At 59.9% G+C, this 24,651-nt stretch carries 25 protein-coding genes; 19 read left to right on the top strand and 6 right to left on the bottom strand.

The window, feature by feature from the left end:
- Positions 1-211: 211 nt before the first annotated feature.
- From ATO10_RS12185 to ATO10_RS12170, 4 genes are all read left to right on the top strand, one after another.
- On the top strand, positions 212-1,030 hold the full coding sequence (locus ATO10_RS12185) for a TIGR00282 family metallophosphoesterase (RefSeq protein ID WP_035251835.1): 819 nt from the start codon (positions 212-214) through the stop codon (positions 1,028-1,030).
- An 83-nt stretch (positions 1,031-1,113) separates the two neighbouring features.
- On the top strand, positions 1,114-2,892 hold the full coding sequence (locus ATO10_RS12180) for an SLC13 family permease (RefSeq protein WP_035251834.1): 1,779 nt from the start codon (positions 1,114-1,116) through the stop codon (positions 2,890-2,892).
- Between the two features lie 74 nt (positions 2,893-2,966).
- The gene (locus ATO10_RS12175; RefSeq protein WP_035251831.1) at positions 2,967-3,332 is read left to right on the top strand and encodes a hypothetical protein; all 366 of its coding nucleotides are present in this window, start codon (positions 2,967-2,969) and stop codon (positions 3,330-3,332) included.
- Between the two features lie 98 nt (positions 3,333-3,430).
- Positions 3,431-4,171, top strand: coding sequence for a YebC/PmpR family DNA-binding transcriptional regulator (locus tag ATO10_RS12170; RefSeq protein WP_035251828.1), 741 nt, complete (start codon positions 3,431-3,433; stop codon positions 4,169-4,171).
- A gap of 74 nt (positions 4,172-4,245) precedes the next feature.
- On the opposite strand, the gene ATO10_RS16045 is transcribed toward ATO10_RS12170, so the two are convergent.
- Positions 4,246-5,853, bottom strand: coding sequence for a calcium-binding protein (locus ATO10_RS16045; protein WP_051598126.1), 1,608 nt, complete (start codon positions 5,851-5,853; stop codon positions 4,246-4,248).
- 161 nt (positions 5,854-6,014) lie between these two features.
- On the opposite strand from ATO10_RS16045, the gene ATO10_RS12160 reads away from it, so the two are divergent.
- Complete coding sequence (locus ATO10_RS12160) at positions 6,015-6,263, top strand: HP1242/YdcH family protein (protein WP_035251826.1); 249 nt, start codon at positions 6,015-6,017, stop codon at positions 6,261-6,263.
- On the opposite strand, the gene ATO10_RS12155 is transcribed toward ATO10_RS12160, so the two are convergent.
- Together ATO10_RS12155 and ATO10_RS12150 are read right to left on the bottom strand one after the other, a co-directional pair.
- A complete protein-coding gene (locus ATO10_RS12155) occupies positions 6,260-7,663 on the bottom strand; it encodes a helix-turn-helix domain-containing protein (RefSeq protein ID WP_035251823.1) in 1,404 nt (467 codons plus the stop codon). The genes ATO10_RS12160 and ATO10_RS12155 overlap by 4 nt on opposite strands.
- An 80-nt stretch (positions 7,664-7,743) precedes the next feature.
- Entirely contained in the window at positions 7,744-8,949 is a 1,206-nt protein-coding gene (locus ATO10_RS12150; RefSeq protein WP_035251821.1) for a multidrug effflux MFS transporter, read from the bottom strand.
- A gap of 175 nt (positions 8,950-9,124) precedes the next feature.
- Here ATO10_RS12150 and ATO10_RS12145 point away from each other — a divergent pair, with 175 nt between their 5' ends.
- The 9 genes from ATO10_RS12145 to ATO10_RS12110 all read left to right on the top strand — a co-directional run bounded on the left by ATO10_RS12145 (position 9,125) and on the right by ATO10_RS12110 (position 16,229).
- Entirely contained in the window at positions 9,125-10,657 is a 1,533-nt protein-coding gene (locus ATO10_RS12145) for an acyl-CoA carboxylase subunit beta (protein ID WP_035251819.1), read from the top strand.
- 35 nt (positions 10,658-10,692) lie between these two features.
- Positions 10,693-11,034 carry a hypothetical protein gene (locus tag ATO10_RS12140; RefSeq protein ID WP_238323494.1) on the top strand — a complete coding sequence of 114 codons (342 nt, stop codon included), beginning with the start codon at positions 10,693-10,695 and terminating at the stop codon, positions 11,032-11,034.
- A complete protein-coding gene (locus tag ATO10_RS12135) occupies positions 11,027-11,428 on the top strand; it encodes a RidA family protein (RefSeq protein ID WP_035251816.1) in 402 nt (133 codons plus the stop codon). Before ATO10_RS12140 ends, ATO10_RS12135 begins: the two co-directional genes overlap by 8 nt.
- Positions 11,425-11,805, top strand: coding sequence for a DUF6497 family protein (locus ATO10_RS12130; RefSeq protein WP_051598125.1), 381 nt, complete (start codon positions 11,425-11,427; stop codon positions 11,803-11,805). The genes ATO10_RS12135 and ATO10_RS12130 overlap by 4 nt, the downstream gene beginning before the upstream one ends.
- 214 nt (positions 11,806-12,019) lie before the next feature.
- Positions 12,020-12,151: a hypothetical protein gene (locus ATO10_RS16705; RefSeq protein ID WP_272945306.1), complete on the top strand. Its 132-nt coding sequence runs from the start codon at positions 12,020-12,022 to the stop codon at positions 12,149-12,151.
- A gap of 66 nt (positions 12,152-12,217) precedes the next feature.
- Positions 12,218-12,568 carry a hypothetical protein gene (locus ATO10_RS12125; RefSeq protein WP_035251813.1) on the top strand — a complete coding sequence of 117 codons (351 nt, stop codon included), beginning with the start codon at positions 12,218-12,220 and terminating at the stop codon, positions 12,566-12,568.
- A gap of 340 nt (positions 12,569-12,908) precedes the next feature.
- Positions 12,909-13,109 carry a hypothetical protein gene (locus tag ATO10_RS12120; RefSeq protein ID WP_035251811.1) on the top strand — a complete coding sequence of 67 codons (201 nt, stop codon included), beginning with the start codon at positions 12,909-12,911 and terminating at the stop codon, positions 13,107-13,109.
- Between the two features lie 133 nt (positions 13,110-13,242).
- Positions 13,243-15,288 (top strand): acetyl-CoA carboxylase biotin carboxylase subunit, encoded by a 2,046-nt coding sequence (locus ATO10_RS12115; RefSeq protein ID WP_035251809.1) that lies wholly within the window; start codon positions 13,243-13,245, stop codon positions 15,286-15,288.
- Positions 15,289-15,308: 20 nt separating this feature from the next.
- On the top strand, positions 15,309-16,229 hold the full coding sequence (locus ATO10_RS12110; protein ID WP_035251807.1) for a hypothetical protein: 921 nt from the start codon (positions 15,309-15,311) through the stop codon (positions 16,227-16,229).
- A gap of 25 nt (positions 16,230-16,254) precedes the next feature.
- On the opposite strand, the gene ATO10_RS12105 is transcribed toward ATO10_RS12110, so the two are convergent.
- A complete protein-coding gene (locus ATO10_RS12105) occupies positions 16,255-16,719 on the bottom strand; it encodes a DUF4174 domain-containing protein (RefSeq protein ID WP_035251805.1) in 465 nt (154 codons plus the stop codon).
- 102 nt (positions 16,720-16,821) lie between these two features.
- On the opposite strand from ATO10_RS12105, the gene scpA reads away from it, so the two are divergent.
- A complete protein-coding gene (gene scpA / locus ATO10_RS12100; protein ID WP_035251804.1) occupies positions 16,822-18,954 on the top strand; it encodes a methylmalonyl-CoA mutase in 2,133 nt (710 codons plus the stop codon).
- 112 nt (positions 18,955-19,066) lie between these two features.
- A complete protein-coding gene (locus ATO10_RS12095; protein ID WP_035251802.1) occupies positions 19,067-19,690 on the top strand; it encodes a VOC family protein in 624 nt (207 codons plus the stop codon).
- Here ATO10_RS12095 and nhaA read toward each other — a convergent pair.
- The gene (gene nhaA / locus ATO10_RS12090; RefSeq protein ID WP_035251801.1) at positions 19,687-20,865 is read right to left on the bottom strand and encodes a Na+/H+ antiporter NhaA; all 1,179 of its coding nucleotides are present in this window, start codon (positions 20,863-20,865) and stop codon (positions 19,687-19,689) included. The two genes, ATO10_RS12095 and nhaA, sit on opposite strands and share 4 nt — an antisense overlap.
- A 110-nt stretch (positions 20,866-20,975) precedes the next feature.
- Between nhaA and ATO10_RS12085 the strand changes: the two genes are divergently transcribed.
- Genes ATO10_RS12085 through ATO10_RS12075 form a run of 3 tightly spaced genes read left to right on the top strand, consistent with a single transcriptional unit; the run spans position 20,976 to position 23,092 of the window.
- Positions 20,976-21,659, top strand: a complete 684-nt coding sequence (locus ATO10_RS12085; protein WP_035251800.1) for a molecular chaperone DjiA — start codon at positions 20,976-20,978, stop codon at positions 21,657-21,659.
- Complete coding sequence (locus ATO10_RS12080; RefSeq protein ID WP_035251798.1) at positions 21,656-22,690, top strand: endonuclease/exonuclease/phosphatase family protein; 1,035 nt, start codon at positions 21,656-21,658, stop codon at positions 22,688-22,690. Before ATO10_RS12085 ends, ATO10_RS12080 begins: the two co-directional genes overlap by 4 nt.
- A 39-nt stretch (positions 22,691-22,729) precedes the next feature.
- A complete protein-coding gene (locus ATO10_RS12075) occupies positions 22,730-23,092 on the top strand; it encodes a hypothetical protein (RefSeq protein WP_035251797.1) in 363 nt (120 codons plus the stop codon).
- On the opposite strand, the gene ATO10_RS12070 is transcribed toward ATO10_RS12075, so the two are convergent.
- On the bottom strand, positions 23,089-24,627 hold the full coding sequence (locus ATO10_RS12070) for a Ppx/GppA family phosphatase (protein WP_420313646.1): 1,539 nt from the start codon (positions 24,625-24,627) through the stop codon (positions 23,089-23,091). The genes ATO10_RS12075 and ATO10_RS12070 overlap by 4 nt on opposite strands.
- Between the last annotated feature and the right edge of the window lie 24 nt (positions 24,628-24,651).

Genomic DNA, 24,651 nt, shown 5'->3' with positions numbered 1-24,651 from the left:
ATGTTCAGCACCGCGCTTTCTGCGTCAGCAACACGTTGTTTTTCCACAGAATCGGCTCAAAGCGGACTTTCAGCTGTTTGTTGGATGATGGCGCCGCGCTCGATGGTGGATTTTGCTGGTTTTATGCGGGCGGCCGTTCTTGCATGGGTCCAAGACCGCTATGGGTGGGACAAGGCTTGCCCTTTACGGCCTCTGCGCATAGTCAGATGATATGAAGATCCTGTTTCTTGGAGATGTGATGGGGCGCGCTGGGCGTGCTGCGATGACCGAGCGCCTTCCGAAACTTCGCGCCGACTGGGGCCTCGATTTTGTCGTGGTGAATGGCGAAAACGCGACCTCGGGCCACGGGCTGACTGCGGCTCATGCCAAAGCGTTGCTGGGGGCGGGGGCTGACGTTCTGACTCTTGGGGATCATGCTTTTGATCAAAAAGAGATGCTGAGTTTCATTGATCAGGAGCCCCGCATCATCCGGCCTCTGAACTTTGCCAAGGATGCGCCGGGGCGTGGCGCGCGGCTGTTCAAGGATGGGCGTGGCCGCAAGGTTCTGGTGGCGCAGGTATTGGGGCAGGTCTTTATGAAACGCCCCTTTGATGATCCGTTTTCCGCCATTGAACAGGTGCTGAAGACCAACCCGCTGGGCGGGCTGGCGCAGGCGTCGCTGGTGGATATCCACTGTGAAGCAACCTCCGAAAAAATGGCGATGGGGCACTGGTGCGATGGCAAGGCCAGCGTGGTGGTCGGCACCCACACCCATGTGCCCACGGGCGATGCGCAAATCCTGCCCGGTGGCACGGCGTTTCAGTCAGATGCAGGCATGTGCGGCGATTATAACTCGGTCATTGGGATGGAAAAGGCGGAACCCTTGCGCAGGTTCATCACCGGCATGCCCAAAAACCGGTTCACCCCGGCAACGGGCGAGGCAACGCTTTCGGGCCTGTACGTGGAAACCGATGATCGCACCGGAAAGGCCACCAAGGTGCGCATGGTCCGGGATGGCGGGCGCCTTGAAACTGCGCATCCGGGGGCGTGATTTCGCGCGCCCTGCACGAGAAGCCTTGTGCGGCAGCGCTTTGGCGCTAATGATGGCTGCGGACAAGAGATTGACCTAACGCAATGATAGACCTCGCACTTTCCCAGACATCCCAAGCGATTTTGGCGCTGACCATTGTGGTCATCATGTTCGTGCTATTCGTACGGGAACGCTACCCAACCGAGGTCATCGCCCTGTCGGGGGCGGCCTTCATGCTGGTGCTGGGCATTTTGCCGTATCAGAACGCGCTGGATGTGTTTTCCAACCCCGCTCCCTGGACCATCGCGGCGATGTTTATCGTCATGGGCGCGATGACGCGGACGGGTGCGTTGGAAGGTTTCATGAGCTTCGTCGATCGAATCTCGGTGCATCGTCCGATGTGGGGGATTATCGGTTTGTTGGGGTTTGTCGTTGTGGCGTCGGCCTTCATGAACAACACCCCCGTGGTTGTCTTGATGATCCCGGTCTTTGTGAAGCTGGGCCGCACGTTGGGCTTTCCGGTCAGTAAGTTGCTGATCCCGCTGTCTTACGCGTCGATCCTGGGCGGCATGACGACGTTGATCGGCACCACGACCAACCTGTTGGTGGACGGTGTCGCGCGCGAAGCGGGGCTGGAGCCGTTTTCGATTTTCGAGGTCACCCCGATGGCGGTGATCCTGGTGGCCTGGGGCATGATCTATTTGCGTTTTATCGGCAAGCGTCTGCTGCCGAACCGGGAATCCATGGCTGATTTGCTGTCTGATCGCTCGCGCATGAAATTCTTCACCGAGGTGGCGATCCCGGAAGGATCAGAGCTGATTGGTGATTCCGTCACCAAGGTGGACCTGTTCAAACGTGATGGTGTGCGGCTGATCGACGTGCTGCGCGGGGATGCGTCTTTGCGGCGGGACATGAAGAATGTTGCACTTGAAGCCGGGGACCGCGTGGTTTTGCGCACCGAGATGTCCGAACTGCTGGGCCTGCAGCAAAACAAAAAGCTGAAGATGGTCGACAAGCTGTCTTCGCGCGAAACCAAGACGGTCGAGGCGCTGATTTCGCCCGGTTGCCGGATGATTGGCCGCTCGCTGGGCGAGCTGCGATTGCGTCGCCGCTATGGTGTTTATCCGCTGGCGGTGCATCGCCGGAACCAGAATATCGGCCGCAAACTGGATGATCTGGTGGTTAAGGTGGGCGATACCCTGCTGCTGGAAGGCGCGCCCGAAGATATCCGCCGTCTGGCCGCGGATATGAACCTTGTCGATATCTCGCAACCTTCGGCCCGCGCGTTTCGACGCAGCCACGCGCCCTTGGCGCTGGGCGCTTTGGCGGGGATCGTGCTGTTGGCGGCGTTGGGGATCGCGCCAATCCTGTTGTGCGCCATCTTGGCTGTCGCGGTGTTGTTGCTGACCCGCTCGATTGACTCGGAAGAGGCGTTTTCGGTCGTTGACGGGCGTTTGCTTGTGCTGATCTTTTCAATGCTGGCCGTTGGCGCGGGGTTAGAGGCCTCGGGCGCGGTCAGTATGATCGTAGGCCAGTTCAGCCCCTATCTGGCGCAATTGCCGCCCTTCTTCCTGGTCTGGGCGATCTATCTGATGACTTCAGTGCTGACCGAGCTGGTGACCAACAACGCCGTGGCAGTGGTGCTGACGCCGATTGCCATCGGGCTGGGGCAGGCATTGGGCATTGATCCGCGCCCGTTGGTGGTGGCGGTGATGGTGGCGGCGTCGACATCGTTTGCCACGCCGATTGGATACCAAACCAACACGCTGGTTTACGGCCCCGGCGGATACCGGTTCACCGACTTCCTGAAGGTGGGCATTCCGCTGAACCTGTCCATTGGCTTGCTGGCCTCGGCGTTGATTCCGTTCTTCTGGCCGTTGTGATCGGTTAACGCGCTCGTGTCTGGACGCGGGCGGTGGATCGCGTCAGTGTCTGCAGAAAGCCAATTGAGGACCCCATGCGCAAAATCGCTTTGATCAGTTTCGCCCTGCTGGCTGCCTGTGCCAGCGATCAGGACGCCGCGCCCAAAGAGGTGCGGGTGACCCAAGACACGCTGAGCGTGCGGCTGACCAATGGCAAGCTGTGCAAGGCTCCGCGGCCTGAGACGGGCAATTGGGCCGGGCAGTTTGACACCTGCGACAGCCCGATTGAGTATCGGGTGGAAGGGGTGGATCGCACCAACCCGGTACGCATCCTGTTCGAGGAATTCTTTGGCGCGCTTGGCGGCGAGGATTTGTTACTGCCCGAGGCGCGCGTGACCCTGACCGCGCCGGATGGTCAGGCGTGGGTGTTCCTGTCACCACCCCGCGTAAAGGCGGATTGATCGGCTGCCCAGTACCGCAAATCCGGCCCTAGCCCTTGCAGGGCAGGGCGGCGCTGCCGTATAGAGGCGCGGACCAGATTTAAAGCGCGGAGAGTTCCATGGCAGGCCATTCAAAATGGGCAAACATTCAGCACCGTAAGGGGCGTCAGGATGCGGCCCGTTCGAAGCTGTTTTCGAAACTGTCAAAAGAGATCACCGTGGCCGCCAAAATGGGCGATCCTGATCCTGAAAAGAACCCGCGCCTGCGTTTGGCTGTGAAAGAGGCCAAATCGCAATCCGTGCCCAAGGACGTCATCGAGCGCGCGATCAAAAAGTCGACCGCGGGCGAAGGCGATGATTACGAAGAAATCCGCTACGAAGGTTATGGCCCCGGCGGCGTGGCGGTGATTGTCGAAGCGATGACCGACAACCGCAACCGCACCGCATCAAGCGTGCGCTCGACCTTTGCTAAAAACGGTGGAAACCTGGGCGAAACCGGTTCGGTTGGGTTTATGTTTGAACGCAAGGGCGAGGTGACCTATCCGGCCGATGCGGGCGACGCCGACACCGTGATGATGGCCGCGATCGAAGCGGGCGCCGAAGATGTCGACAGCTCGGACGATGGTCACATTATCTATTGCGCGGATACCGATCTGCACGCGGTATCGCAGGCGCTTGAGGCAGAACTGGGTGAATCCCAGTCGACCAAGCTGATCTGGAAGCCGACCACCACCACCGAGCTGGATCTGGAAGGGATGCAGAAGCTGATGAAGCTGATGGACGCGTTGGATGATGATGACGACGTGCAGCGTGTGACCGTGAACTTTGAAGCTTCGGATGAGGTTATGGAGCAGCTCTAAGCGCCCATTATTAAATTGAAAAAGGCCGCCCCTAGGGGCGGCCTTTTGCGTTTTTAGGTGGGCGCGTAACGCCGTCACACGAAGACAATATCGTCCACCAGGTTGTTGGCATTGTTGACGCCCAGCAGGATCATGCGGTCATCGCCGACGCTGAGGATCGTGATATCTCCAAAGGTGATGGCGTTATCGGCGACAAAGCTGCTGGCGTTGTTATAGCCAAAGCTTTCGTCCACGCCGATCATGTCGATGTTGTTTTCAAAGTCCAGAACGATGTCCACCTCGTTGCCCTGCAGGAACACGAAGGTGTCAGCGCCGTCGCCGCCGATCTGGATGTCCTGACCCGAACTGCCGTTCAGCACATCATCACCCGCCTGCGCCAGCAGCACGTCATTGTCTGCGCCACCGTCGTAGTAGTTGTTGCCCGCGATGCCGATGATGAAATCTTCGCCGGTGCCGCCGAACATTTCGTCATTGCCGCCGCCGCCAATCAGCACATCGCCATCTGCGCCGCCAAACAGGAAATCATTGCCGCCGCCGCCGTTCAGCGTGTCATTGCTGTTAAGGCCAAAGATTGCATCTTCGGTCGTGGTGCCGGTGATGTCATCCGCCACGGTCGTGGTATCCCCTGCGTCCCCGACAATGATGTTTTCAAACAGGGCTGCCTCTTGTGCGACGCTGGTGGCACCTGCCAACAGGTTGTCCAGCGCGGTTTGCAGATCTCCGACTGCCCCGGCCACATCCCCCAGAAGGGCGGTTGCGGCGCTTTGGATATCGTCCAGCACGTCAAAGATGGGGTCCATGATCGCGGTCATCTGGCTGGCGATCGTGTCGAACACGGCGTTGATGTTGATGCCCAAAGCAGCCAGAACGTCGATCACGAAATCTTCGACAATGCCCAGGATCAGGCTGCCCAGATCGGCCACGGTTTCGATGATATCTAGGATGTTGATCGTCGGGCCAAAGGGCGGGATGTAGATATCAACGTCCAGCGCGTTTTTGATCGAATTTGCGATGTCGGCGGCCGCGTCAAAGACCGCCAGGGCCGAGTTCAGCGTGCTGGTGATCGAGCTGAGGCTGGGCACCAGTGCATCAATGTCATCAACGGTGCCTTGAATCGCGCTGATCGCGGCGTTCACCGGGGCCATCAGCGCATCGCGCGTGGTGATCCAGGAATCCGCGATGTCGGAATAGTCCTGCATGCGGCTGGCCAGTTCCGAGCCTGAATAGATTTCCTGATCGCCCAGGCTGTCGACCAGAAGGTCGGCCTCGGTTACCCGGTCGGAATTCAGCGTCAGCAATCCCTGAACGCTGGTGTTCACCGTGCCCAGAAACGTTGACATATTGTCGACAACGCTGCGGGTGGGCGCCCATGCGTCATCCAGCACTCCCATCACATCGGCCTGATCGTCGACGGTGCCCGAGACGGTATTGGCGATATTGTTGAGCTGGGTGATGGCGGTGCCGATGCCGAAAGGCGCGGCCCCCAAAAGGTTCACCACAGAGTTGGGCAGATCAATCGCATCGGCGCGCTCGCGCAGAAGGTCTTCGATTTCTCCGGGGAGTTCCAATACGTCCAGCGCGACGTCCAGAACGGTGTCAATCGTTCCGGTTGTGCCGGCAATGCCGCTAAGATCGCCCTGAACTGAATTTACGTCATCGACGTAGTTTGAAATTTGTACCATTGCGCGTAACCCGTTTCCTGAACTAATGCGCGAAACTTGCACAAATTGCGTTTCATGTCACGAAAAACAAGGGTTTGCCCCGGCGCGTTTGATCCGCGTCAATGTCGCCGGGTGAGGGCGGCAGTAGGCTTGGTTTGCTTTAAGAAGGAAGGAAACCGCCAATGTCGAATACGCCCCATGAACTGATCGAAGAATTCCCGGACAAGGTGGAGATCATGCGCGAGCTGAAGGTCTCGGATGCGCATTTCGCCAAGCTGTTTGATCAGTATCACGAGGTGAACCGGGCCATCCATCGCGCCGAAACCAACGTCGAGCCGACGGAGCAGTTGCACGAAGGAGAGTTGCGTAAGCAACGTATGGCGCTGAAGGATGAGATTGCTCAGCTGATCTCGGCGGCGCAGACCGCTTAATCCGCGATCTCATAGGGCAGGATGCCGCGCTTGTCGGGGTCGATGCCCAATCTGCGCTCAAGGGGCGGGACGGCGCGCTGGTGACAGTTGTGCCGCTCGCATATCCGGCAGGAAATGCCGATCGGCTCGTAGGCCGCGTCGCGCCCGACATCCAGATCATCGGCATAGACGATCTGGCTGGCATGGCGGACTTCACACCCCAATCCAATCGCGAAACGCCGCCGGGGCGCGCCCCAGGCCCCCCCTGGTTTAGTGATGTCATGCGCCAGACAGAAGTACCGCGCCCCATCTGGTGTTTCGGCCAGTTGGCGCAAAAACTTGCCGGGGGCTTCGAAAGCGTGGTGGGCGTTCCATAGCGGGCAGGCACCGCCGAAACGGGCGAATTGCAGCTTGGTGGCAGAGTGGCGCTTGGTGATCGTACCGGCCTGATCGACCCGCGCAAAGAAGAACGGCACGCCCTTGGCGCCCGGGCGTTGCAAGGTGGACAGCCGGTGCGCGACCTGTTCCAGCGAGGCGCCGAACAGGTCGGCCAGTCGCTCCAGATCGTGCCGGGTGTCGCGCGCGGCCTCCAGAAAAGCGCGATAGGGCAGCATGGCCGCCCCGGCGAAATAGTTGGCCAGCCCGATACGGGCAATCGCGCGGGCTTCGTCGCTTTGGAACCGGGCGAAATCCAGCGTGGCATCCAGCAGGTCGGCCTGAGTCAGCAGGGCGACCTGATGCAGCAGTTGAAAGCGCTGGGTGGCCGGGTCTGCGCTGGCCGAGAGCGTCAGGGTTCGGCTGGCGGGATCATACTGCCGTAAGGGCGCATCGGGGAGCCGGGTGACGGTGACGCCTCCGCGTTCCAGCGCCTCTTTGGCGGTGATGTAGGGATCAAGCCGTTCGCCTTTGGGGCAGATGAAATGTTCTGCGGCGCGGTCGACGGCATCAATGTAATTGTCGCAATAGTGGAAAAAATCGCGCACTTCTTCCCAGGCGCTGGGCTGGACGCGGGCGTCTTCGCGCCCCAGAGCTTCGTCCAGCGAGGCCAGCCGTTCATGGGTTTGGCGATAGGCGCGGTGAAGATCCAGAAAGGCGCGCGCAAGGGCAGGGGCGTTGGAGGCGGCCAGTCGCAGATCGGCCAGCGGCGGCGTGGTATCGCCAAAGACCGGGTCGGCCAGAGCCTCGCGCATGTCGGCGACCACGCGTTCCGCATCGCCCGAGGACAGTTCAGTTACGTCAAAGCCGAACTCTTGTGCCAGCGCCAGCACCACGCTGGTCGATACTGGTCGGTTGTTGTTTTCCATCTGGTTCAGATAGGGCAGCGAGACGCCCAGCTTGGCGGCGAAATCCTTTTGCGTTAGTCCAAGGCGGGTGCGTGTCTCGCGCAGTTTGACGCCAGCATAGAGTTTTTGATTTGCCATGAGGGCCTTCGCGACTTTGCATAAATCCGGATTAGTATTTGCAAACTTACGGCAAGCCGCTGCCAAAGGCACGCGTGTTTTTAGCGGTCGCGCATCACACGGTCGACTTTCAGCACATAAAGCATGCACAGGATCGACGCGGCAGAGGTGGCCAGCATGATCAGCAACAGCGGGTAAATCCCGGTGCCAGGAGACAGCAGGGCGCCAGCCAGCGCGGACAATCCGGCGCCACCCCCAATGATGATCGCCCCGCCCAGCCCGCTGGCGGTGCCCGCCAGATGCGGGCGCACCGACAGCGCACCCGCCGTGGCGTTGGGCATCACCAGCCCATTGCCCAGCCCCAGCGGGACCATAAAGCCAAAGAAGGCGATCGGGTGGGTGGCGCCTATCAGGAACAGGAGCAGGCTGGCGGCCAAGCCCGCGGTCGTGATCAGCGTACCCATCACGATCATCGGGTTGATCCCGATCCGCGCCGAATAGCGCCCGGACAGAAAATTCCCCATGATATACCCCATCGCACTGGTCGAAAAATACAGGCCAAGCTGTGCGGGCGATAGTTGGAACACGTTTTCCCCCACATAAGGCGCACCGCCCAAAAAGGCGAAGAAGGCGCCCGATATCAGCCCGGCCACCCCGGCGTAGCCCCAAAACCGGCGCGAGGACAGCAATTCGGGGTATTCGCGAAACTGGGCGGCAAGGGACAGGTCTGATGGGGCCTTGGTTTCACCCAGATCCTTCCAGACCAGCGCCCAAACCCCAAGCCCGCTGGCCAGCAAAAACCCAAAGCTTGCCCGCCAGCCAAAGGCCTCGTCCAATAGTCCGCCAATGGCCGGGCCGACCATCGGCACCACGGCCATGCCCATGGTGACATAGCCGATCATCGAGGCCGATTGTTCGGTATCATGTGTATCGCGCACCACGGCGCGCGACAGAACCATGCAGGCGGCTACCACGGCCTGCGTCATTCGACACAACAGGAAGACCGAGGCGTTTGGGGCGATCAGACACCCCAAGGTGGCAAGGCAAAACAGCGATACTGATCCCAGAACCACAGGCCTGCGCCCGTATTTGTCCGAGATCGGTCCGATGAAGATTTGCAGCACCGCATTGACGGCCAGATAAGCGGCGACCGACAGTTGCATGACGCGGTAGTCGGTTTCGAAATAAGCGGTCATCCCCGGCAGCGACGGCAGAAAGATATTTAGCGACAGCGCCGAGAGCCCGGCCATCAGGACCAGAGTCAGGATATGGGGCGCTTTGCCAAAGGGTGGGGGCGCGAGGGGCATAGATTTGGATTAGGGTTTCTCGGCACGCCTGTCCAGCAATCTGTCGCTGAGAAATTAGCAAATTTGCAATTCGCTATGCTAAGCCTGCCAACAGTTTGCAAATATACCGAATTTCGCTTTGGTTTCTGCGGTGCGGCGGTTAGTGTGCCCCAAATCTGCATGGGGAGAGAGTCACATGAAAGACATCCTGCAAGAGCTCGAAGAGCGCCGCGAAGCCGCCCGTCTGGGCGGGGGTCAGCGCCGCATCGACAGCCAGCACAAAAAGGGCAAACTGACCGCGCGCGAACGGATCGAGCTGCTGCTTGACGAAGGGTCGTTCGAAGAGTTCGACATGTTCGTGTCGCACCGCTGTACTGATTTCGGTATGGAAAATCAAAAGGTTGCGGGCGATGGTGTGATCACCGGCTGGGGCACGATCAACGGCCGTATGGTTTATGTGTTCAGTCAGGACTTTACCGTTTTGGGCGGCTCTTTGTCGGAAACCCACGCGCAGAAGATCTGTAAAATTCAGGATATGGCGGTGCAAAACGGCGCGCCTGTGATTGGCCTGAATGATTCAGGCGGGGCGCGGATTCAGGAAGGTGTGGCCTCGCTTGCCGGGTACGCCGAAGTGTTCCAGCGCAACATTATGGCGTCCGGCGTCGTGCCACAGATCAGCGTGATCATGGGCCCCTGCGCCGGTGGCGCGGTGTATTCGCCCGCGATGACCGACTTTATCTTCATGGTCAAAGACACGTCCTATATGTTTGTGACTGGCCCCGACGTTGTGAAAACCGTCACCAACGAGGTCGTCACCGCCGAGGAACTGGGCGGTGCAAGCACCCATACCAAGAAATCCTCGGTCGCTGACGGCGCCTTTGAAAACGATGTTGAGGCGCTGGCCGAGGTTCGCCGTCTGGTGGACTTCCTGCCGCTGAACAACCGTGAAAAGCCCCCGGTACGCCCGTTCTTTGATGCCCATGACCGGGTTGAAGACAGCCTCGATACGCTGATCCCCGACAACCCGAACCAGCCTTACGACATGAAAGAGCTGATCACCAAGGTTGCCGATGAGGGCGATTTTTACGAGATTCAGGAGGATTTCGCTAAGAACATCCTGACCGGTTTCGTGCGCATCGAAGGCCAGACCGTGGGCGTTGTCGCCAACCAGCCGATGGTTCTGGCTGGTTGTCTGGACATTGACAGCTCGCGCAAGGCCGCGCGTTTCGTGCGCTTCTGCGATGCGTTTGAAATTCCGATCCTGACGCTGGTGGATGTGCCCGGCTTCCTGCCCGGCACCAGCCAGGAGTATGGTGGCGTGATCAAGCACGGTGCGAAGCTGCTGTTTGCCTATGGCGAAGCTACCGTGCCCAAGGTTACCGTGATTACCCGCAAGGCTTACGGCGGGGCGTATGACGTGATGGCGTCCAAACACCTGCGTGGTGATTTCAACTATGCCTGGCCGACCGCTGAAATCGCGGTGATGGGGGCCAAGGGTGCGACCGAGATCATCCATCGCGCCGATCTGGGCGACGAAGAGAAAATCGCAGCGCACACCAAAGACTATGAAGACCGCTTCGCCAACCCGTTTGTGGCAGCCGAACGTGGCTTCATCGACGAGGTGATCATGCCCCATTCGACCCGTCGCCGGGTTGCCCGCGCCTTTGCCGCGCTGCGGGGTAAGAAGCTGCAGAACCCCTGGAAGAAGCACGACAACATTCCGCTGTAATCCAGGGCTGCCAGCCGATGCGCACAAAGTGGCATATGCAACGTGAAGAGGGCGCGCTGACGATCGCGCGCCAGCTGCCGCCGCGTTTCGACGTGGAGGTCACCACGCGTATGCCCAAAGGGCGCAAGGGCCGGTTGGCTCATCTGATCCGGCAAGACCTGTGGCGCGCCATGCAGCGTCAACGCGGGTTCTCGCCGGTGGTGCGGGTCGAGGAGGACGGATCGCACCTACTGGTCCGGGCGGGAGGACGCATCCTCGCCCGGACCTTCCCAGTCGACTATGTTCAGAACGTGATCAAGGGCGTTCTGGAACATCCTGAAAACCGCGCCCGCTGGGCTGCCAATGCCCGTATCGAAAAGGAGAAAGATCATGCCTGAATTTCACCTCTTCGCGAAGGGGCCACGCCCGGTAGCGCCGTTTTCCCATGCGGTTGAAGCAGACGGTTGGGTGATCCTGACCGGCCAGATGCCCACCGACCCCGAGGCGCCCGATGCGCCTCTGCCCGAGGGTATCGAGGCCCAGACCCGGCGCGTGATGGACAATCTGGCGCTGATCCTGGCCGAAATGGGCCTTGATCTGAGCCACGTGGTGCAGTGCCGCTGTTTTCTGACCGAATTCGAACGCGACTATGCGGCGTTCAACGACACCTATCAGACCTATTTTCCCGAAGACCGCCGCCCGGCCCGCACCACTGTGGGGGTGACCGCGCTGGCCGTGGGCGCGTTGGTGGAAATTGACTGTATCGCCCGCCGCCCCGAGGCTGGCGCATGAAGCGTGCGGTCGCATATCTGGCGCTGATGGCGCTTCCTGCCGCCGCACAGGCCGCCATCGAGGTGCCCTCGGGCCGCGCGCTGAGCCATCATGATGTGATCATGGATGCGCCAGGGGCTTCGGGTGTGACCGCGCGGTATCGTTTTATCGCGCCCGGGTTGCTGCCCGAAGATGTGGCCGCTTTGGGCGATGATATACAGTACCTGTGCGATCAATTTGTTCTGCCGCGATTGCAGGGCAGCGACCAGCAGGTGGCGCATATCGTTATTTCAGTCAGCGACCGTGTGTTGCCTTTCGGCGAAGCTGCGCCGCATGCCACCCAGGTTTTCGAGGCCTTCCGTGTCGAAGACGGGCTCTGCATATGGGAGGGTTTTTGATGACTCTACAATATGTTGCGTGGCAAAGCTTAGGTGCTGGGGCGGTTGCGTCTTTCGCGCCACAGCGTCCTCAGCCCCCGATCTTTCCATATGCTTCCAAGCCGATCTGCGGTATGATCCCGTCGGGCCTTGAGTATTGTGCCCGCAGTATTGGTACCATCCCGTCGTTGCATTGGCAGAACCGGCGGGGCCAGAAATGGAACAGGAGAGAGACATGTCGAAAACCATCAAGACCGTCGTGGCCGTGTGCCTGGTCGCCTTCACCGCTGCTTGCGCTGCAGAAGAAGAAATCATCTATGTTGAGCCCGAGCCCGTCGTTTCGGAGCCGGTCTACAACAAGTACTAAAACAACCTTGGGGCGGGCTTTGCGGCCCGTCCCTGGCCCCCTCCGTATTGCCGTTCAGGAGGGAACATGCTGAAGCATCGCGGTTTTCCAAGCCGTCTACCCGGCACAGATTTTCAATTTACCATCCGTCGCGACAACAAGAAGGGCGCCACCGCCCTGATTGCACGCGAGCGCTACGCCGATCGCCGCCCTGCTGACAGGCGCGCCGACACGGGCTTTATTCAGGCCCTGTGGGAGCATTTTGGCGACGAACCGTTTGAGCGCGGTAATCTGGATGCCGGGCGGCTGAGTTGGCTGTTTGGCCGCGAGGTTGTCCCCGCCGAAGATCCGTTCGACCCTGAAAGCTATGAAGCGCTGTTGCGCATCGACATAGATCGTGCCCGGGCCGCGTTCCCGGACGTGTTTGGGGGCGAATGATCGGCATGATTTTGCTTGTATCACCAGTATTTGGGCAAAAAACGGCCCAGCGCGCGCTGCACGGCGCCAAGGGCTTTGCGACGCGCCTGACCTGCGGCACTGTCAGGTCAGAGCGGGCGTCTTGCTTGCGTCGTGGGACGCCTGGTCGATACAACAACCGTTACCCTTCCCCTTCTTACTGGTCTGACCTTTCCCGGGTCAGACCAGCCCTTTCAGTGGTGATATCTGATCGGCGATCTGCCGCCCAAGCGGCGTTGGCAGACGACTGTGGCCTTTCAAATAAGGCCCAAAGCCCCCATATTGGGGGGGTATATAACCCCCATGAAGGCGGAGCAGATCAATGTCCAAGCTTAAATACATCGCAATCCCTGCAATGGTTCTTGCCCTTGCCGGCTGTCTTGAAGACGACGGCGAGCGCGCGCTTGCGGGCGCCGTTGCCGGTGCGCTCATCGCAGATGCCACGGGCGAAAATGTCGCCGCTGGCGCAGCCATCGGTGCAGCTGGCGGTGCCCTGTGCGACGACGCAGGCGTGTGTAACTGATTTCGTAAACGCGCGGGTCATCCGACCCGCATCAAACTATCGAAAAGCCATCCGGACCGCGTGTCCGGGTGGCTTTTTTCGTGATCCGGCGGGGGCGACGAACATGCCCCGGCCCAATGCTGGAGGGGACTGAATGTTCGACAAGATCCTGATCGCCAACCGTGGTGAAATTGCCTGCCGTGTGATGAAGACGGCCAAGAAAATGGGCATCAAGACGGTGGCCATTTATTCGGATGCCGACAAAAACGCGCTGCATGTGAAAATGGCAGACGAGGCTGTGCATATCGGCCCGCCCCCGGCAAACCAGTCTTACATTGTGATCGACAAGGTCATGGATGCGATCAAACAGACCGGCGCGCAGGCTGTGCACCCCGGTTATGGTTTCCTGTCGGAGAACTCCAAGTTCGCCGAAGCCTTGGAAGCTGCTGGCGTTGCCTTTGTTGGCCCGCCCAAAGGTGCGATTGAAGCCATGGGTGACAAGATCACCAGTAAGAAAATCGCGCAGGATGCAGACGTGTCGACCGTGCCCGGTTACATGGGGCTGATCGAAGACGCCGATGAGGCCGTGAAAATCTCGAATGAGATTGGCTATCCGGTGATGATCAAAGCCTCGGCCGGTGGCGGTGGTAAAGGGATGCGGATCGCCTGGAACGACGAAGAAGCCCGCGAAGGTTTCCAGTCGTCCAAGAATGAAGCCGCCAACAGCTTTGGCGACGACCGTATCTTTATCGAGAAATTCGTCACCCAGCCACGTCACATTGAAATTCAGGTTCTGTGCGATGCGCATGGTAACGGTATTTACCTGAACGAGCGTGAATGCTCGATCCAGCGTCGTAACCAGAAGGTTGTGGAAGAAGCCCCGTCGCCCTTCCTGGACCCTGAAACCCGCAAAGCCATGGGCGAACAGTCGGTCGCACTGGCCAAGGCGGTTGGGTACACCAGCGCCGGTACCGTGGAATTCATCGTCGATGGCGACAAGAATTTCTATTTCCTTGAGATGAACACCCGCTTGCAGGTGGAACACCCCGTGACCGAGCTGATCACCGGTGTTGATCTGGTGGAGCAGATGATCCGCGTTGCCAATGGCGAGCCGCTGACCATCACGCAGGACGATGTGCAGATCAACGGCTGGGCAATTGAAAACCGCCTGTACGCCGAAGACCCGTATCGCGGTTTCCTGCCGTCGATTGGCCGCCTGACCAAGTACCGCCCGCCCGCAGAACAGGCCGCTGGCCTTATGCTGGAAAACGGCAAATGGCAGGGCGATGCGCCTGCTGGAGATCATGCCGTACGCAACGATACCGGCGTCTATGAAGGCGGCGAGATCAGCATGTATTACGACCCGATGATCGCCAAACTGTGTACATGGGCCCCGACCCGTGAAGCGGCGATTGAAAGCATGCGCGTAGCGCTGGACAGCTTTGAGGTCGAAGGCATTGGCCACAACCTGCCATTCCTGTCGGCCGTGATGGATCATCCGAAGTTCATCTCGGGCGACATGACCACCGCCTTTATCGAAGAAGAATACCCCGAGGGTTTCCAGGGTGTGAGCCTGCCCGGTGACGCACTGCGCAAAGTGGCGGCGGCTGCGGCAGCAATGTATCGCGTCGTTGAAATTCGCCGGGCGCGGATTTCGGGCACCATGGACAACCATGAACGCAGCGTGGGCAATGATTGGGTGGTCACCGCCCAGGACGAAAGCTTTGCCGTGACCGTGGATGCGGATCAGGAAGGTTCAACCATCACTTTCGCCGAAGGCGACAGCGTGCGCGTTTCGTCGGATTGGGTGCCGGGCCACAGCCTTGCCCATATCGACATCGACGGCACCAAGCTGGTGCTGAAGGTCGAGCAAACGCCGAACGGCTTTGGCATCCGCACCCGCGGCGCTGAGATGGTGGTGAATGTCTTCACCCCGCGTCAGGCTGAACTGGCTGCGCTTATGCCTGAAAAGGTGGCGCCGGATACCTCGAAACTGCTGTTGTGCCCGATGCCGGGTCTGATCGTGAAAGTCGACGTCGAAGTGGGCGACGAAGTTCAGGAAGGTCAGGCGCTGTGCACCGTCGAAGCAATGAAGATGGAAAACATCCTGCGGGCCGAAAAGAAAGCCGTGGTGACCAAGATCAACGCCGCAGCGGGTGACAGCCTTGCGGTGGACGATATCATCATGGAATTCGAGTAAGGCAATCAACGGGCATCCAGATGGACCTGATCCTGCATCTTGGCGCGCATCGCACTGGCTCGACCACGTTTGAAAAGACGTTGTCGAAGAACGCTGCTGTGTTGCGGGCCGAGGGGACCGGGGTCTGGACGCCAGCAAAAGTGCGACAGATCGAGGGGTTTTCCTCGATCTGTGGCAGACAAGAGCAGCTTGCCAAAGGCGACTCGCGCTCTGTTCTGGAGGCGGCTATTGCCCGTGGCGCGCTGCAAGACCGCCTGAATCAGGCTCAGGAGTCCGGGTTAAAGACCTTGCTGATCTCGGAAGAGAACATGCTGGGCACAATGCAGCGCAACCTTACAATTTTGCAGCTTTACGATAATGCGGCGTGGCGGTTGAAAACCTATGCCGACTATTTCGACAGGGCACCTAAACGGGTGGTGATGGGGCTGCGCAGTTATAGTTCTTATTGGCGTTCGGCCTATATCTTTGCGCTGCGCAAGCGGCCTGAAACGTTGTTTTCCAACATCTCCTATGAACTTGCGACGCAGCCGTTGGGCTGGTGTGACCTTGTGCAGGGGGTTCGGAAAGCCTTTCCCGAAGCCGAGATTTGCCTGTGGACGCAGGAAGGGTTTCGCAACAAAGAGTTGGGCATCATTGCCAAGGCGTTGGGGCGCCAGAATGCTGACGGTCTGGAAGCGTTGAACCGGGAGGCCAATATCGGTCTGGGTGTCGCCGACATCCCCTATATTTTCCGCGCCCGGCGTCACAAGGCCGAAATCGCCGACAAGGAATTGGACCGCCACATCCAGCGCAACCGCGCCCGTGGCGTCGTGCTGCCTGAACCCGCGATGTTCACGCAAGACCAAGACGCCTTAATGGACGCAAAATACGCGGAAGATATCGCGAAACTGCGTGCGGGCTATTTGGGTGCTCGGATGCTGGATGAGGGAGCCGCCGCATGAGCATGCCGCTTCTCCATCCCGTCGTTCAGCGCCGGTCGCGGATTTCCTGCTGGCGCAGCGGCATTTTGTCGATGGCGCGGCTTAGCTCGCGCACGTCCCACGGAAACGGCTTGCGCAGGTTCACGGTGCCGTCTTTGGCGATCAGCGCCAGCATGAACCCACGCGGACGCAGGGCGGTGCGTGTGGATGACATCGCTGCCGGATCAGTATCGGTGATCACCACAACATCGCGCACGGCCAATTCCTCGGGCAGGGCGGCCAGCAGGTCCATTTGCTGCACAAAACGCGGGTCATTGGGTGAGTCTGCAAAGACAACCACGGGGCGCGCCAGCCATTCAAACGCGGCAAGGTCCGTATCCTGCGCTGAAAACACGGTTTCAGGCGCTTCCTGCCAGATTTCCAGCGGTGTGGGGGCGGTTGCATCCGTGGCCTGCGCCAAAGCCGGCGTGAATCCCGCCAGCACAGTCAAAAACGACAATACAAATTTCATGACACCTCCGTACCTCCAACATATAGGCGGGATACGGGAAAATGCGAAGGCTGCTTGGGGCGAAAATCCTGGCGCCATGACGAAAAGTGAAAGGACGATCCGATGACGGATAAGCTGAATTCCTGGTCCAAGATGGCCGAGAAGGAACTGCGCGGGAAGCCTCTGGATGACCTGACATGGAACACCCGCGAAGGTATTGAGGTTAAGCCGCTCTATACTGAAGCCGATGCCGATGGCCATGATCACATGGGTTCGGTTCCTGGTCAGGCGCCCTTTACCCGTGGCCCCAAGGCGACGATGTATGCCGGGCGTCCGTGGACGATCCGTCAGTATGCGGGCTTTTCGACGGCCGAAGCTTCGAACGCGTTTTACCGCAAGGCGCTGGCCGCCGGTCAGCAGGGCGTTTCGGTGGCTTTCGATCTGGCCACCCACCGCGGCTATGACAGTGACCACCCCCGCGTTGTGGGCGACGTCGGTAAAGCCGGCGTGGCCATCGACAGCGTCGAGGATATGAAAGTTCTGTTTGACGGTATCCCGCTGGACAAGGTGTCAGTGTCGATGACGATGAACGGCGCCGTGATCCCGATCCTGGCGAACTTCATTGTCACCGGCGAAGAGCAGGGCGTCGATCGCTCTGTGCTGTCGGGCACCATTCAGAACGACATTCTGAAAGAGTTCATGGTGCGCAACACCTATATCTACCCGCCTGAGCCGTCGATGCGGATCATTTCGGACATCATCGAGTATACCTCGACCGATATGCCGAAGTTCAACTCGATCTCGATCTCGGGTTACCACATGCAGGAAGCGGGCGCCGATCTGGTGCAGGAGCTGGCGTTTACGCTGGCCGACGGCAAGGAATACGTCAAGGCAGCGCTGGGCTGCGGGCTGGACGTCGATGCCTTTGCCGGGCGTCTGTCGTTCTTCTTCGCCATCGGCATGAACTTCTTCATGGAGATCGCCAAGCTGCGCGCCGCGCGCTTCCTGTGGCACGAAATCATGAGCGAGTTCGAACCCAAGAACCCCAAGTCGCTGATGTTGCGCACGCACTGTCAGACTTCGGGCGTGTCGCTGCAGGAACAGGACCCGTATAACAACGTGGTCCGCACGGCTTATGAGGCCATGTCGGCCGTGTTGGGCGGCACCCAGTCGCTGCACACCAACGCGTTTGACGAAGCCATTGCGCTACCGACCGAATTCTCGGCCCGGATTGCACGCAACACCCAGCTGATCTTGCAGAACGAAACCAAGGTCACCAAGGTCGTCGATCCGCTGGCGGGCTCGTATTACATCGAAAGCCTGACCAACGAGCTGGTCGAAGCGGCGCGTAAGATCATCGCTGAGATCGACGAGATGGGCGGCATGACCAAGGCTGTGGCCAGCGGCATGCCCAAGCTGCGGATCGAAGAAGCCGCGGCCAAGTATCAGGCCTCGGTTGATCGCGGCGACGAGGTGATCGTCGGCGTCAACAAGTTCCGTCTGGAAAAAGAAGACGAGATCGACATTCTGGATGTCGACAACGTGGCGGTGCGCGAATCTCAGGTCGCGCGCATCAACAAAACCCGTGCAGAGCGTGATCAGGCGGCGTGTGACGCCGCGCTGGCCGCTTTGTCGGAAGGCGCAAAGAGCGGCGAGGGCAACCTGCTGCGTCTGGCTGTGGAAGCCGCCCGCGCCCGTGCAACTGTCGGAGAAATCAGCATGGCTATGGAAGATGCGTTCGGCCGCCATCGCGCCGAGGTGAAGACATTGGCAGGCGTTTACGGCGCCGCCTATGAAGGCGACGAAGGCTTCGCCGCGATCCAGAAATCGGTGGAAGATTTCGCCGAAGAAGAGGGCCGCCGCCCGCGTATGCTGGTGGTGAAAATGGGGCAGGACGGTCACGACCGCGGCGCCAAGGTCATTGCCACCGCCTTTGCGGATATCGGTTTTGACGTCGACGTAGGCCCGCTGTTCCAAACCCCCGAGGAAGCCGCGCAGGACGCTGTCGACAATGACGTGCATATCGTTGGCATCAGTTCGCAGGCTGCGGGTCATAAGACACTGGCGCCCAAGCTGGTGCAGGCCCTGAAGGACGCCGGGGCCGAGGATATCCTTGTGATCTGTGGCGGTGTGATCCCGCAGCAGGATTACCAGTATCTCTATGACAACGGCGTTTCCGCGATCTTTGGTCCGGGCACCAACATTCCCGAGGCCGCGCAGGATATCCTGAAACTGGTCCGCGATAGCCGCAGCTAAACATCGACGACGTAGGTTTCTGGAACACAGAAAACGCGTCGCCCTTTCTTGCCCCCTGCGCGGATCGCGTGGGGGGCTTTCTTTTTGAAACTGTGCTGGCTAGGGTCCGTTGATGACCACGTTGACTTTTGATCATTTGGCCGTCACGGCACCCGATCTTGACGCTGGCACAGCTTGGGTGGAAGCCTCGTTAGGCGTAGAATTGGCCCCGGGAGGCAAGCACCCGGTGATGGGCACCCATAATCGCCTGTTGGGACTTGCTCCGCACGAATATCTGGAAGTGATCACTGTTGACCCAGAAGCGCCCGCGCCGGATCGGGCGCGCTGGTTTGGCTTGGATCAGGTCAGTGGCCCACCACGCCTGACCAGCTGGGTGTTGCGGTGCGACGATATTGATACGGCGCTGGCTGCCCTTCCGCCCGGGGCAGGCCGCGTCCTCGCTCTGCAACGTGGGGATTTACGCTGGCGCATGGCGGTGCCAGACAACGGGTTACTGCCGTTTGACGGGCTGTTTCCAGCGCTGATCCAATGGGATTGCCCGCACCCTGCGCCAAACTTGCCCGACTCGGGGTGCCATTTGGTGGAGCTGTCCTTGGCACATCCACGCGCCAAAGACCTAGACCAGCTGCTATCCCCGTTTCTGGACGCGCCCCGCATCCAGTTCCTGTCCAAGCCACGTGCTGCCCTGTCAGCGGTGATCGACACACCGACAGGGCGTAAGGCGTTGCGCGGTTAGGCGGGGGCGGGTTCCTCTTGGGGCCGCGCGGCCAGCATCAGTACCCCAAAGCCGATCAGGGCCGAGATCAGCGAGCCGCTGAGCACGCCCAGGCGCACCTGGTTCATCAGTGCCGGGTCGCCAAAGCTGAGCGAGCCAATGAACAGCGACATGGTAAACCCAATACCCGCAAGGCAGGACAGGCCGTAAAGATGCAGCCAAGTGACACCGTGTGGCAATTGGCCCAGCCCGGCCTTCACGGCCAGCCATGTGATGCCAAAGACGCCCAGCTGTTTGCCCAGTATCATCCCGGCGGCGATGCCAAGGGGCAGGGGGGTGAACAGGTCGCTTACGGACAAGCCAGCCAGCACAACACCCGCGTTCGCAAAGGCAAAGACAGGTACGATCAGGTACAAAACATAGGGCGTCAGCCCGTGTTCAAGCGCGTGCAGGGGGGACTTGCCCCATTTGTCGGTCATCGGGATAAAGAAGGCAGTGATCACCCCGGCCAGCGTCGCGTGGACGCCGGACTTCAGCACCAGGACCCACAAAACCAAACCCAGCAACAACGACGGCGCCATGCGGTGTTGCCCTGTGAAATTGCGCCACGCCAACCCGGCAATGGGCAGCAGCGCCAGCAACAGGTAATCCACCTTAAGTTCGGCAGTATAGAACAAGGCAATCACGATGATCGCGCCAAGGTCGTCCAGAATGGCCAGTGTCAGCAGGAACACCTTGAGCGCCACCGGCACACGATTGCCCAACAGGGCCAACACGCCCAGCGCAAAGGCGATATCTGTTGCCGCGGGGATCGCCCAGCCGCGCAGGGTCTCGGGCGAGCCCCAGTTCAGCGCCGCGTAAATCAGGGCGGGCACGGCCATGCCCCCCGCCGCTGCTACGGCGGGCAGAACCACATCGCGTGGGTTCTTCAGATTGCCTTCAAGGATTTCTCGTTTCAGCTCTAGCCCGATCAGAAAAAAGAAAATCGCCATCAACCCGTCATTGATCCACAGGATCAGCGGTTTTTGCAGCCCATCACCGTTCAGGGTGACCGCCAGCTTGGCGCCCAAGGCCCCGTCATAGAACGGAAAAAGAGACGAGTTTGCCACTGCCAACGCGGCAATGGCCGATAGCATCAACAACACGCCTCCGGCGGCATCGTGTTTGAAAAATCGGTCTACAGCGCGCAGTAACATTAGTCCCCCTGGATTTGTCTTAGTGTTTCAGATGGGATTGACCGACGCAGGGTCAAGAGAATTCGCAAAATCCCCTGTAAAAGATTTCAAATGGGGCCTAGGGTGCCCACATGTCGGTCTGGTCTCGCATCGCAGAAGCTGTCTCGGCCCTTGCCAATGGTGAAAGCCTTGCGCAGGTGTTTGATGCTTTGCGTACGCCGCCTGAACGCAGCGTTGGCTTTACCATTGCTGTGATTGCACTGGGGGCCAAGATGGCCAAAGCCGACGGCCACGTTACCCGCGATGAAGTCACCGCCTTTCGTGAAGTTTTCACCATCCCGCAGTCGGAAACCGAAAACGCCGCCAAAGTGTTCAACATGGCGCGGCGCGACGTCGCCGGTTTTGAGGATTACGCCCAACGTATCCGCCGCATGTTTGGCGACGAGACCGGCCCGCTGACTGACCTGATGGAAGGGCTGTTTCATATCGCCATGGCGGATGGGGAATACCACCCCGCCGAACAGGAATACCTGCGCCGGGTGTCGCAGATCTTCGGGCTGGGGGATCGTTGCTTTAACGTGTTGCAAGCACGATTTGTGCCGGATGCAGCACCTGACCCCTATGATGTGCTGGGCGTTGCCCCGGATCAGCCGCTGGAAGACATCCGCAAGGCATGGCGCGGCTTGGTACGGGAAACCCACCCGGATCAGATGATCGCGCGCGGCGTTCCCGAAGAGGCAGTGAAACTGGCGCAGACCCGTCTGATCGCCATCAACGCCGCGTGGGAGCAAATCCTGGCCGAGCGCGCCGCATGAGGATCGCGACGTATAATGTCGAATGGTTCAATACCCTGTTCGACGATGCGGGGGGCCTGATTGACGATGACAGCTGGTCCAGCCGCCATGACGTGACCAAGGCCCAGCAGACCGAGGCCTTGGGGATTGTGTTCACCGCGCTGGATGCCGATGCGGTGATGATCATCGAAGCCCCCGATCACAATGGTCGCCGCGCCACCGTGCCCGCGCTGGAAAACTTTGCACAGACCATGGGCCTGCGCGCCAACCGCGCCATCATTGGGTTTGAAAACCACACGCAGCAGGAAATCGCGCTGTTGTATGACCCCACCAAGCTTACCCCGCGCCATGACCCGCTGGGACATGAAACCGGCAAGAAAGGCGCCCGTGATGCGCCCCGCTTTGACAGCGTGTTCCGCTGGGATCTGGATGTAGATGCCGCGCCTGATCTGATACGGTTTTCCAAACCTCCGCTGGAACTGGAGGTGGAAACCGCCGCCGGCAACCGGCTGCGCATGATCGGGGTGCATGCCAAGTCCAAGGCGCCCCACGGTGCCCGCAACGACGCCGAGGCAACCCGCCTGTCGATTCAGAACCGCCGCAAGCAGCTGGCGCAATGCATTTGGCTGCGCCAACGGGTTGAACATCATCTGGATGCGGGGGATCCGCTGATTGTGCTGGGCGATTTCAACGATGGCCCCGGCCTTGATGAATACGAAAAGCTGTTTGGCCGATCCGGTGTCGAGATCGTGCTGGGCGGTGAACAGGCCGACCCCGCGCGCCGTCTGTTCGATCCGCACGCCCATCAGGCGTTGCTGGGCCGTATTGCCGCGCAACCGGTGACGGCGCGCTTTTATCTGGCGCATAAAAAACGCTATCTTTCGGCGCTTTTGGACTATGTCATGGTGTCCGAAGATCTGCGCGCCAAACGTCCCGTATGGCGCATCTGGCATCCCTTCGATGACGTCGCCTGTTATCAGGTACCGGAACTGCGCGAGGCCTTGCTGACGGCCTCGGATCACTTCCCGGTGACGCTGGATATAGAGCTTTGACACCTTCAATTGTTACATTGATGTGCTTATATAAAAGGCATGAAACATTTTGCCGCGTATAGCCTTGTTGCCCTGTTGTCACTGCCATTGGCCCCCGTTGCCATGGCACAGGAAAGTTCCGACCCCACTGAGATGAGCGAAGGTCTTGACCTGTTGGGGGAGGGGCTGAAGCTGTTGATGGAAGGGCTGGGCGACGAGGTCGAAGGCCTGGCGCAGGAAATGGAACCGGCGCTGCGTGATCTGGCGGGTCAGGTCGGCCCGGCGATGCAGGAACTGCTGGAACTGGTCGACGACTTTAACGCCTATCACCTGCCGGAAATCATGCCCAACGGCGATATCATCATTCGCCGCAAAACCCCGCAGGAAATGGAGATCGAACCGGAAGGCGAGATCGAAATCTAGCGGCGTTTGCGTTTGAGTACCGGCTCAACGCCCAGCGATTTACACAGCGATACCATGCGTGCTTCGGCCACTTCCCCGAACAATGCATCCGCATGGGCGGGCACTTTGACCTCAAGCAGGCCCTTCTTGGGATACAGTTTTATCTGCGGCAGCGCGTCATGGGTCGGGCTGGTAAACATTGCGCCCAGACGCATGGCTTTGCCCAGTACCTCGGCTTCTTTCAGTTGACGCGCATCCAGAAGATCGAACAGCGGCTCCAGCCGGCTGCCCGCGCGCGAGTTCTTGTAGCGGTGCAGCAAAGCAACGCCCAGAAACACCCGTCCGGGGTGGTTCAGCCCCCCCAGATTGGCGCGGGTGGCATTGTCAAAACACACTTCGTGCCGGTAATCGGGATGGGCGCGCCAGGCGGTGTCGTGCAGCAGGCAGGCGGCTTTGATCAGGCGCTTCTGGTCTGTGCGTGCACTGCCAAAAAGCGGCAGGACGAAATCATAAAGCTTGCGCCCAAATCCAGGCACGCGGGATGAGCTTGCCTCGGCAAAGCGACAGGCCTCGATCAGGGGGTCGCGTTCCCGCAGAACCTGCGGCATTTGTTCATAGAGCATCCCCTCGCGGATCCCGTAGGACGACACGAATATCTCGGCTGGTTTCAGCGTGCGCACCAGTTGTTTCAGCACTTGGCCCGCAATCGGCAAGAGCGCCATCCGGGTGGCAGAAATAGAGGTACGGGCGCGCAGGGTCTCAGGGCCCTGTTCCTCCATCCATTTGATCGTGTCGATGATCGACTTGCGGGTCATCTGGTATTCGTGCTGCACCAACAGCGGATAGCCACGGCGTTCCATATCCAGACGCGCGATGGCCCGCCACGAGCCCCCCACAAGGTACAGCCGCTTGTGGCCGGTGCCCATCTGTGCGGCCAGATCGTCAATGGTTTCAGCGATATAGCGCTTGAGCCCTTTTTGTCCGCCCTTCACATCGCGCAGTTTCAGCGGCCCAAGGTTCGAAGTCACACGCTTGCCGACCTCGCCACTGGCCAGCTCGGCCAGTTCCAGCGACGAGCCGCCAATATCGCATACCAAGCCTTCCGCGCCGGGCCAGCCCAACAGCACGCCCTGCGCCGATAGCCGGGCCTCTTCGCGGCCATCAATGACCCAGACCTTCAGGCCGGTCAGTTCTTCAACAATGCGCTGAAATTCGGGGCCGTCTTCGGCGTCGCGCATCGCGGCAGTGGCGACGACGGTCAGAGGCGTCGCCCCGATGGCCTCGGCAACACCGGCAAATCGCTGCATCGCGGCCAGCGCGCGGTCGCGCCCTTCGGGGTTCAGGCGGCCGGTTTCCGACAGGCCCGCCCCCAACATGCACATCAGCTTTTCGTTGTAAAAATAGGCCGGGCTGCGCGCGGCACCGTCAAACACCACCAAACGAACAGAGTTCGATCCAACGTCGACCACGCCGACACGAGACAAATCGCGTGCGGCTGGGTCGTCAAACAGCGGGCGGCCAAAGGGGCCAAATTCTTCGCTGCCATCCATCGCCATGGGCGCTTCCCCGGTTAGTTCTGG

It is taken from the genome of Actibacterium atlanticum (assembly GCF_000671395.1).
In the GTDB taxonomy this organism is placed as follows: domain Bacteria; phylum Pseudomonadota; class Alphaproteobacteria; order Rhodobacterales; family Rhodobacteraceae; genus Actibacterium_D; species Actibacterium_D atlanticum.
This window is presented reverse-complemented; position numbering and strand designations above follow the sequence as displayed.

Excerpts from the sequence above, each read along its gene's own strand:
- ATO10_RS12155 (WP_035251823.1), bottom strand. The coding sequence starts at position 7,663 with ATGGCAAATCAAAAACTCTATGCTGGCGTCAAACTGCGCGAGACACGC.
- ATO10_RS12170 (WP_035251828.1), top strand. The coding sequence starts at position 3,431 with ATGGCAGGCCATTCAAAATGGGCAAACATTCAGCACCGTAAGGGGCGT.
- ATO10_RS12125 (WP_035251813.1), top strand. The coding sequence starts at position 12,218 with ATGCTGAAGCATCGCGGTTTTCCAAGCCGTCTACCCGGCACAGATTTT.
- ATO10_RS12110 (WP_035251807.1), top strand. The coding sequence starts at position 15,309 with ATGGACCTGATCCTGCATCTTGGCGCGCATCGCACTGGCTCGACCACG.
- ATO10_RS12145 (WP_035251819.1), top strand. The coding sequence starts at position 9,125 with ATGAAAGACATCCTGCAAGAGCTCGAAGAGCGCCGCGAAGCCGCCCGT.
- ATO10_RS12105 (WP_035251805.1), bottom strand. The coding sequence starts at position 16,719 with ATGAAATTTGTATTGTCGTTTTTGACTGTGCTGGCGGGATTCACGCCG.
- ATO10_RS12175 (WP_035251831.1), top strand. The coding sequence starts at position 2,967 with ATGCGCAAAATCGCTTTGATCAGTTTCGCCCTGCTGGCTGCCTGTGCC.
- ATO10_RS12135 (WP_035251816.1), top strand. The coding sequence starts at position 11,027 with ATGCCTGAATTTCACCTCTTCGCGAAGGGGCCACGCCCGGTAGCGCCG.
- nhaA (WP_035251801.1), bottom strand. The coding sequence starts at position 20,865 with ATGTTACTGCGCGCTGTAGACCGATTTTTCAAACACGATGCCGCCGGA.
- scpA (WP_035251804.1), top strand. The coding sequence starts at position 16,822 with ATGACGGATAAGCTGAATTCCTGGTCCAAGATGGCCGAGAAGGAACTG.
- ATO10_RS12085 (WP_035251800.1), top strand. The coding sequence starts at position 20,976 with ATGTCGGTCTGGTCTCGCATCGCAGAAGCTGTCTCGGCCCTTGCCAAT.
- ATO10_RS12115 (WP_035251809.1), top strand. The coding sequence starts at position 13,243 with ATGTTCGACAAGATCCTGATCGCCAACCGTGGTGAAATTGCCTGCCGT.
- ATO10_RS12080 (WP_035251798.1), top strand. The coding sequence starts at position 21,656 with ATGAGGATCGCGACGTATAATGTCGAATGGTTCAATACCCTGTTCGAC.
- ATO10_RS12140 (WP_238323494.1), top strand. The coding sequence starts at position 10,693 with ATGCAACGTGAAGAGGGCGCGCTGACGATCGCGCGCCAGCTGCCGCCG.
- ATO10_RS12095 (WP_035251802.1), top strand. The coding sequence starts at position 19,067 with ATGACCACGTTGACTTTTGATCATTTGGCCGTCACGGCACCCGATCTT.
- ATO10_RS12130 (WP_051598125.1), top strand. The coding sequence starts at position 11,425 with ATGAAGCGTGCGGTCGCATATCTGGCGCTGATGGCGCTTCCTGCCGCC.
- ATO10_RS12180 (WP_035251834.1), top strand. The coding sequence starts at position 1,114 with ATGATAGACCTCGCACTTTCCCAGACATCCCAAGCGATTTTGGCGCTG.
- ATO10_RS12150 (WP_035251821.1), bottom strand. The coding sequence starts at position 8,949 with ATGCCCCTCGCGCCCCCACCCTTTGGCAAAGCGCCCCATATCCTGACT.
- ATO10_RS12075 (WP_035251797.1), top strand. The coding sequence starts at position 22,730 with ATGAAACATTTTGCCGCGTATAGCCTTGTTGCCCTGTTGTCACTGCCA.
- ATO10_RS16705 (WP_272945306.1), top strand. The coding sequence starts at position 12,020 with ATGTCGAAAACCATCAAGACCGTCGTGGCCGTGTGCCTGGTCGCCTTC.
- ATO10_RS16045 (WP_051598126.1), bottom strand. The coding sequence starts at position 5,853 with ATGGTACAAATTTCAAACTACGTCGATGACGTAAATTCAGTTCAGGGC.
- ATO10_RS12160 (WP_035251826.1), top strand. The coding sequence starts at position 6,015 with ATGTCGAATACGCCCCATGAACTGATCGAAGAATTCCCGGACAAGGTG.
- ATO10_RS12185 (WP_035251835.1), top strand. The coding sequence starts at position 212 with ATGAAGATCCTGTTTCTTGGAGATGTGATGGGGCGCGCTGGGCGTGCT.
- ATO10_RS12120 (WP_035251811.1), top strand. The coding sequence starts at position 12,909 with ATGTCCAAGCTTAAATACATCGCAATCCCTGCAATGGTTCTTGCCCTT.
- ATO10_RS12070 (WP_420313646.1), bottom strand. The coding sequence starts at position 24,627 with ATGGCGATGGATGGCAGCGAAGAATTTGGCCCCTTTGGCCGCCCGCTG.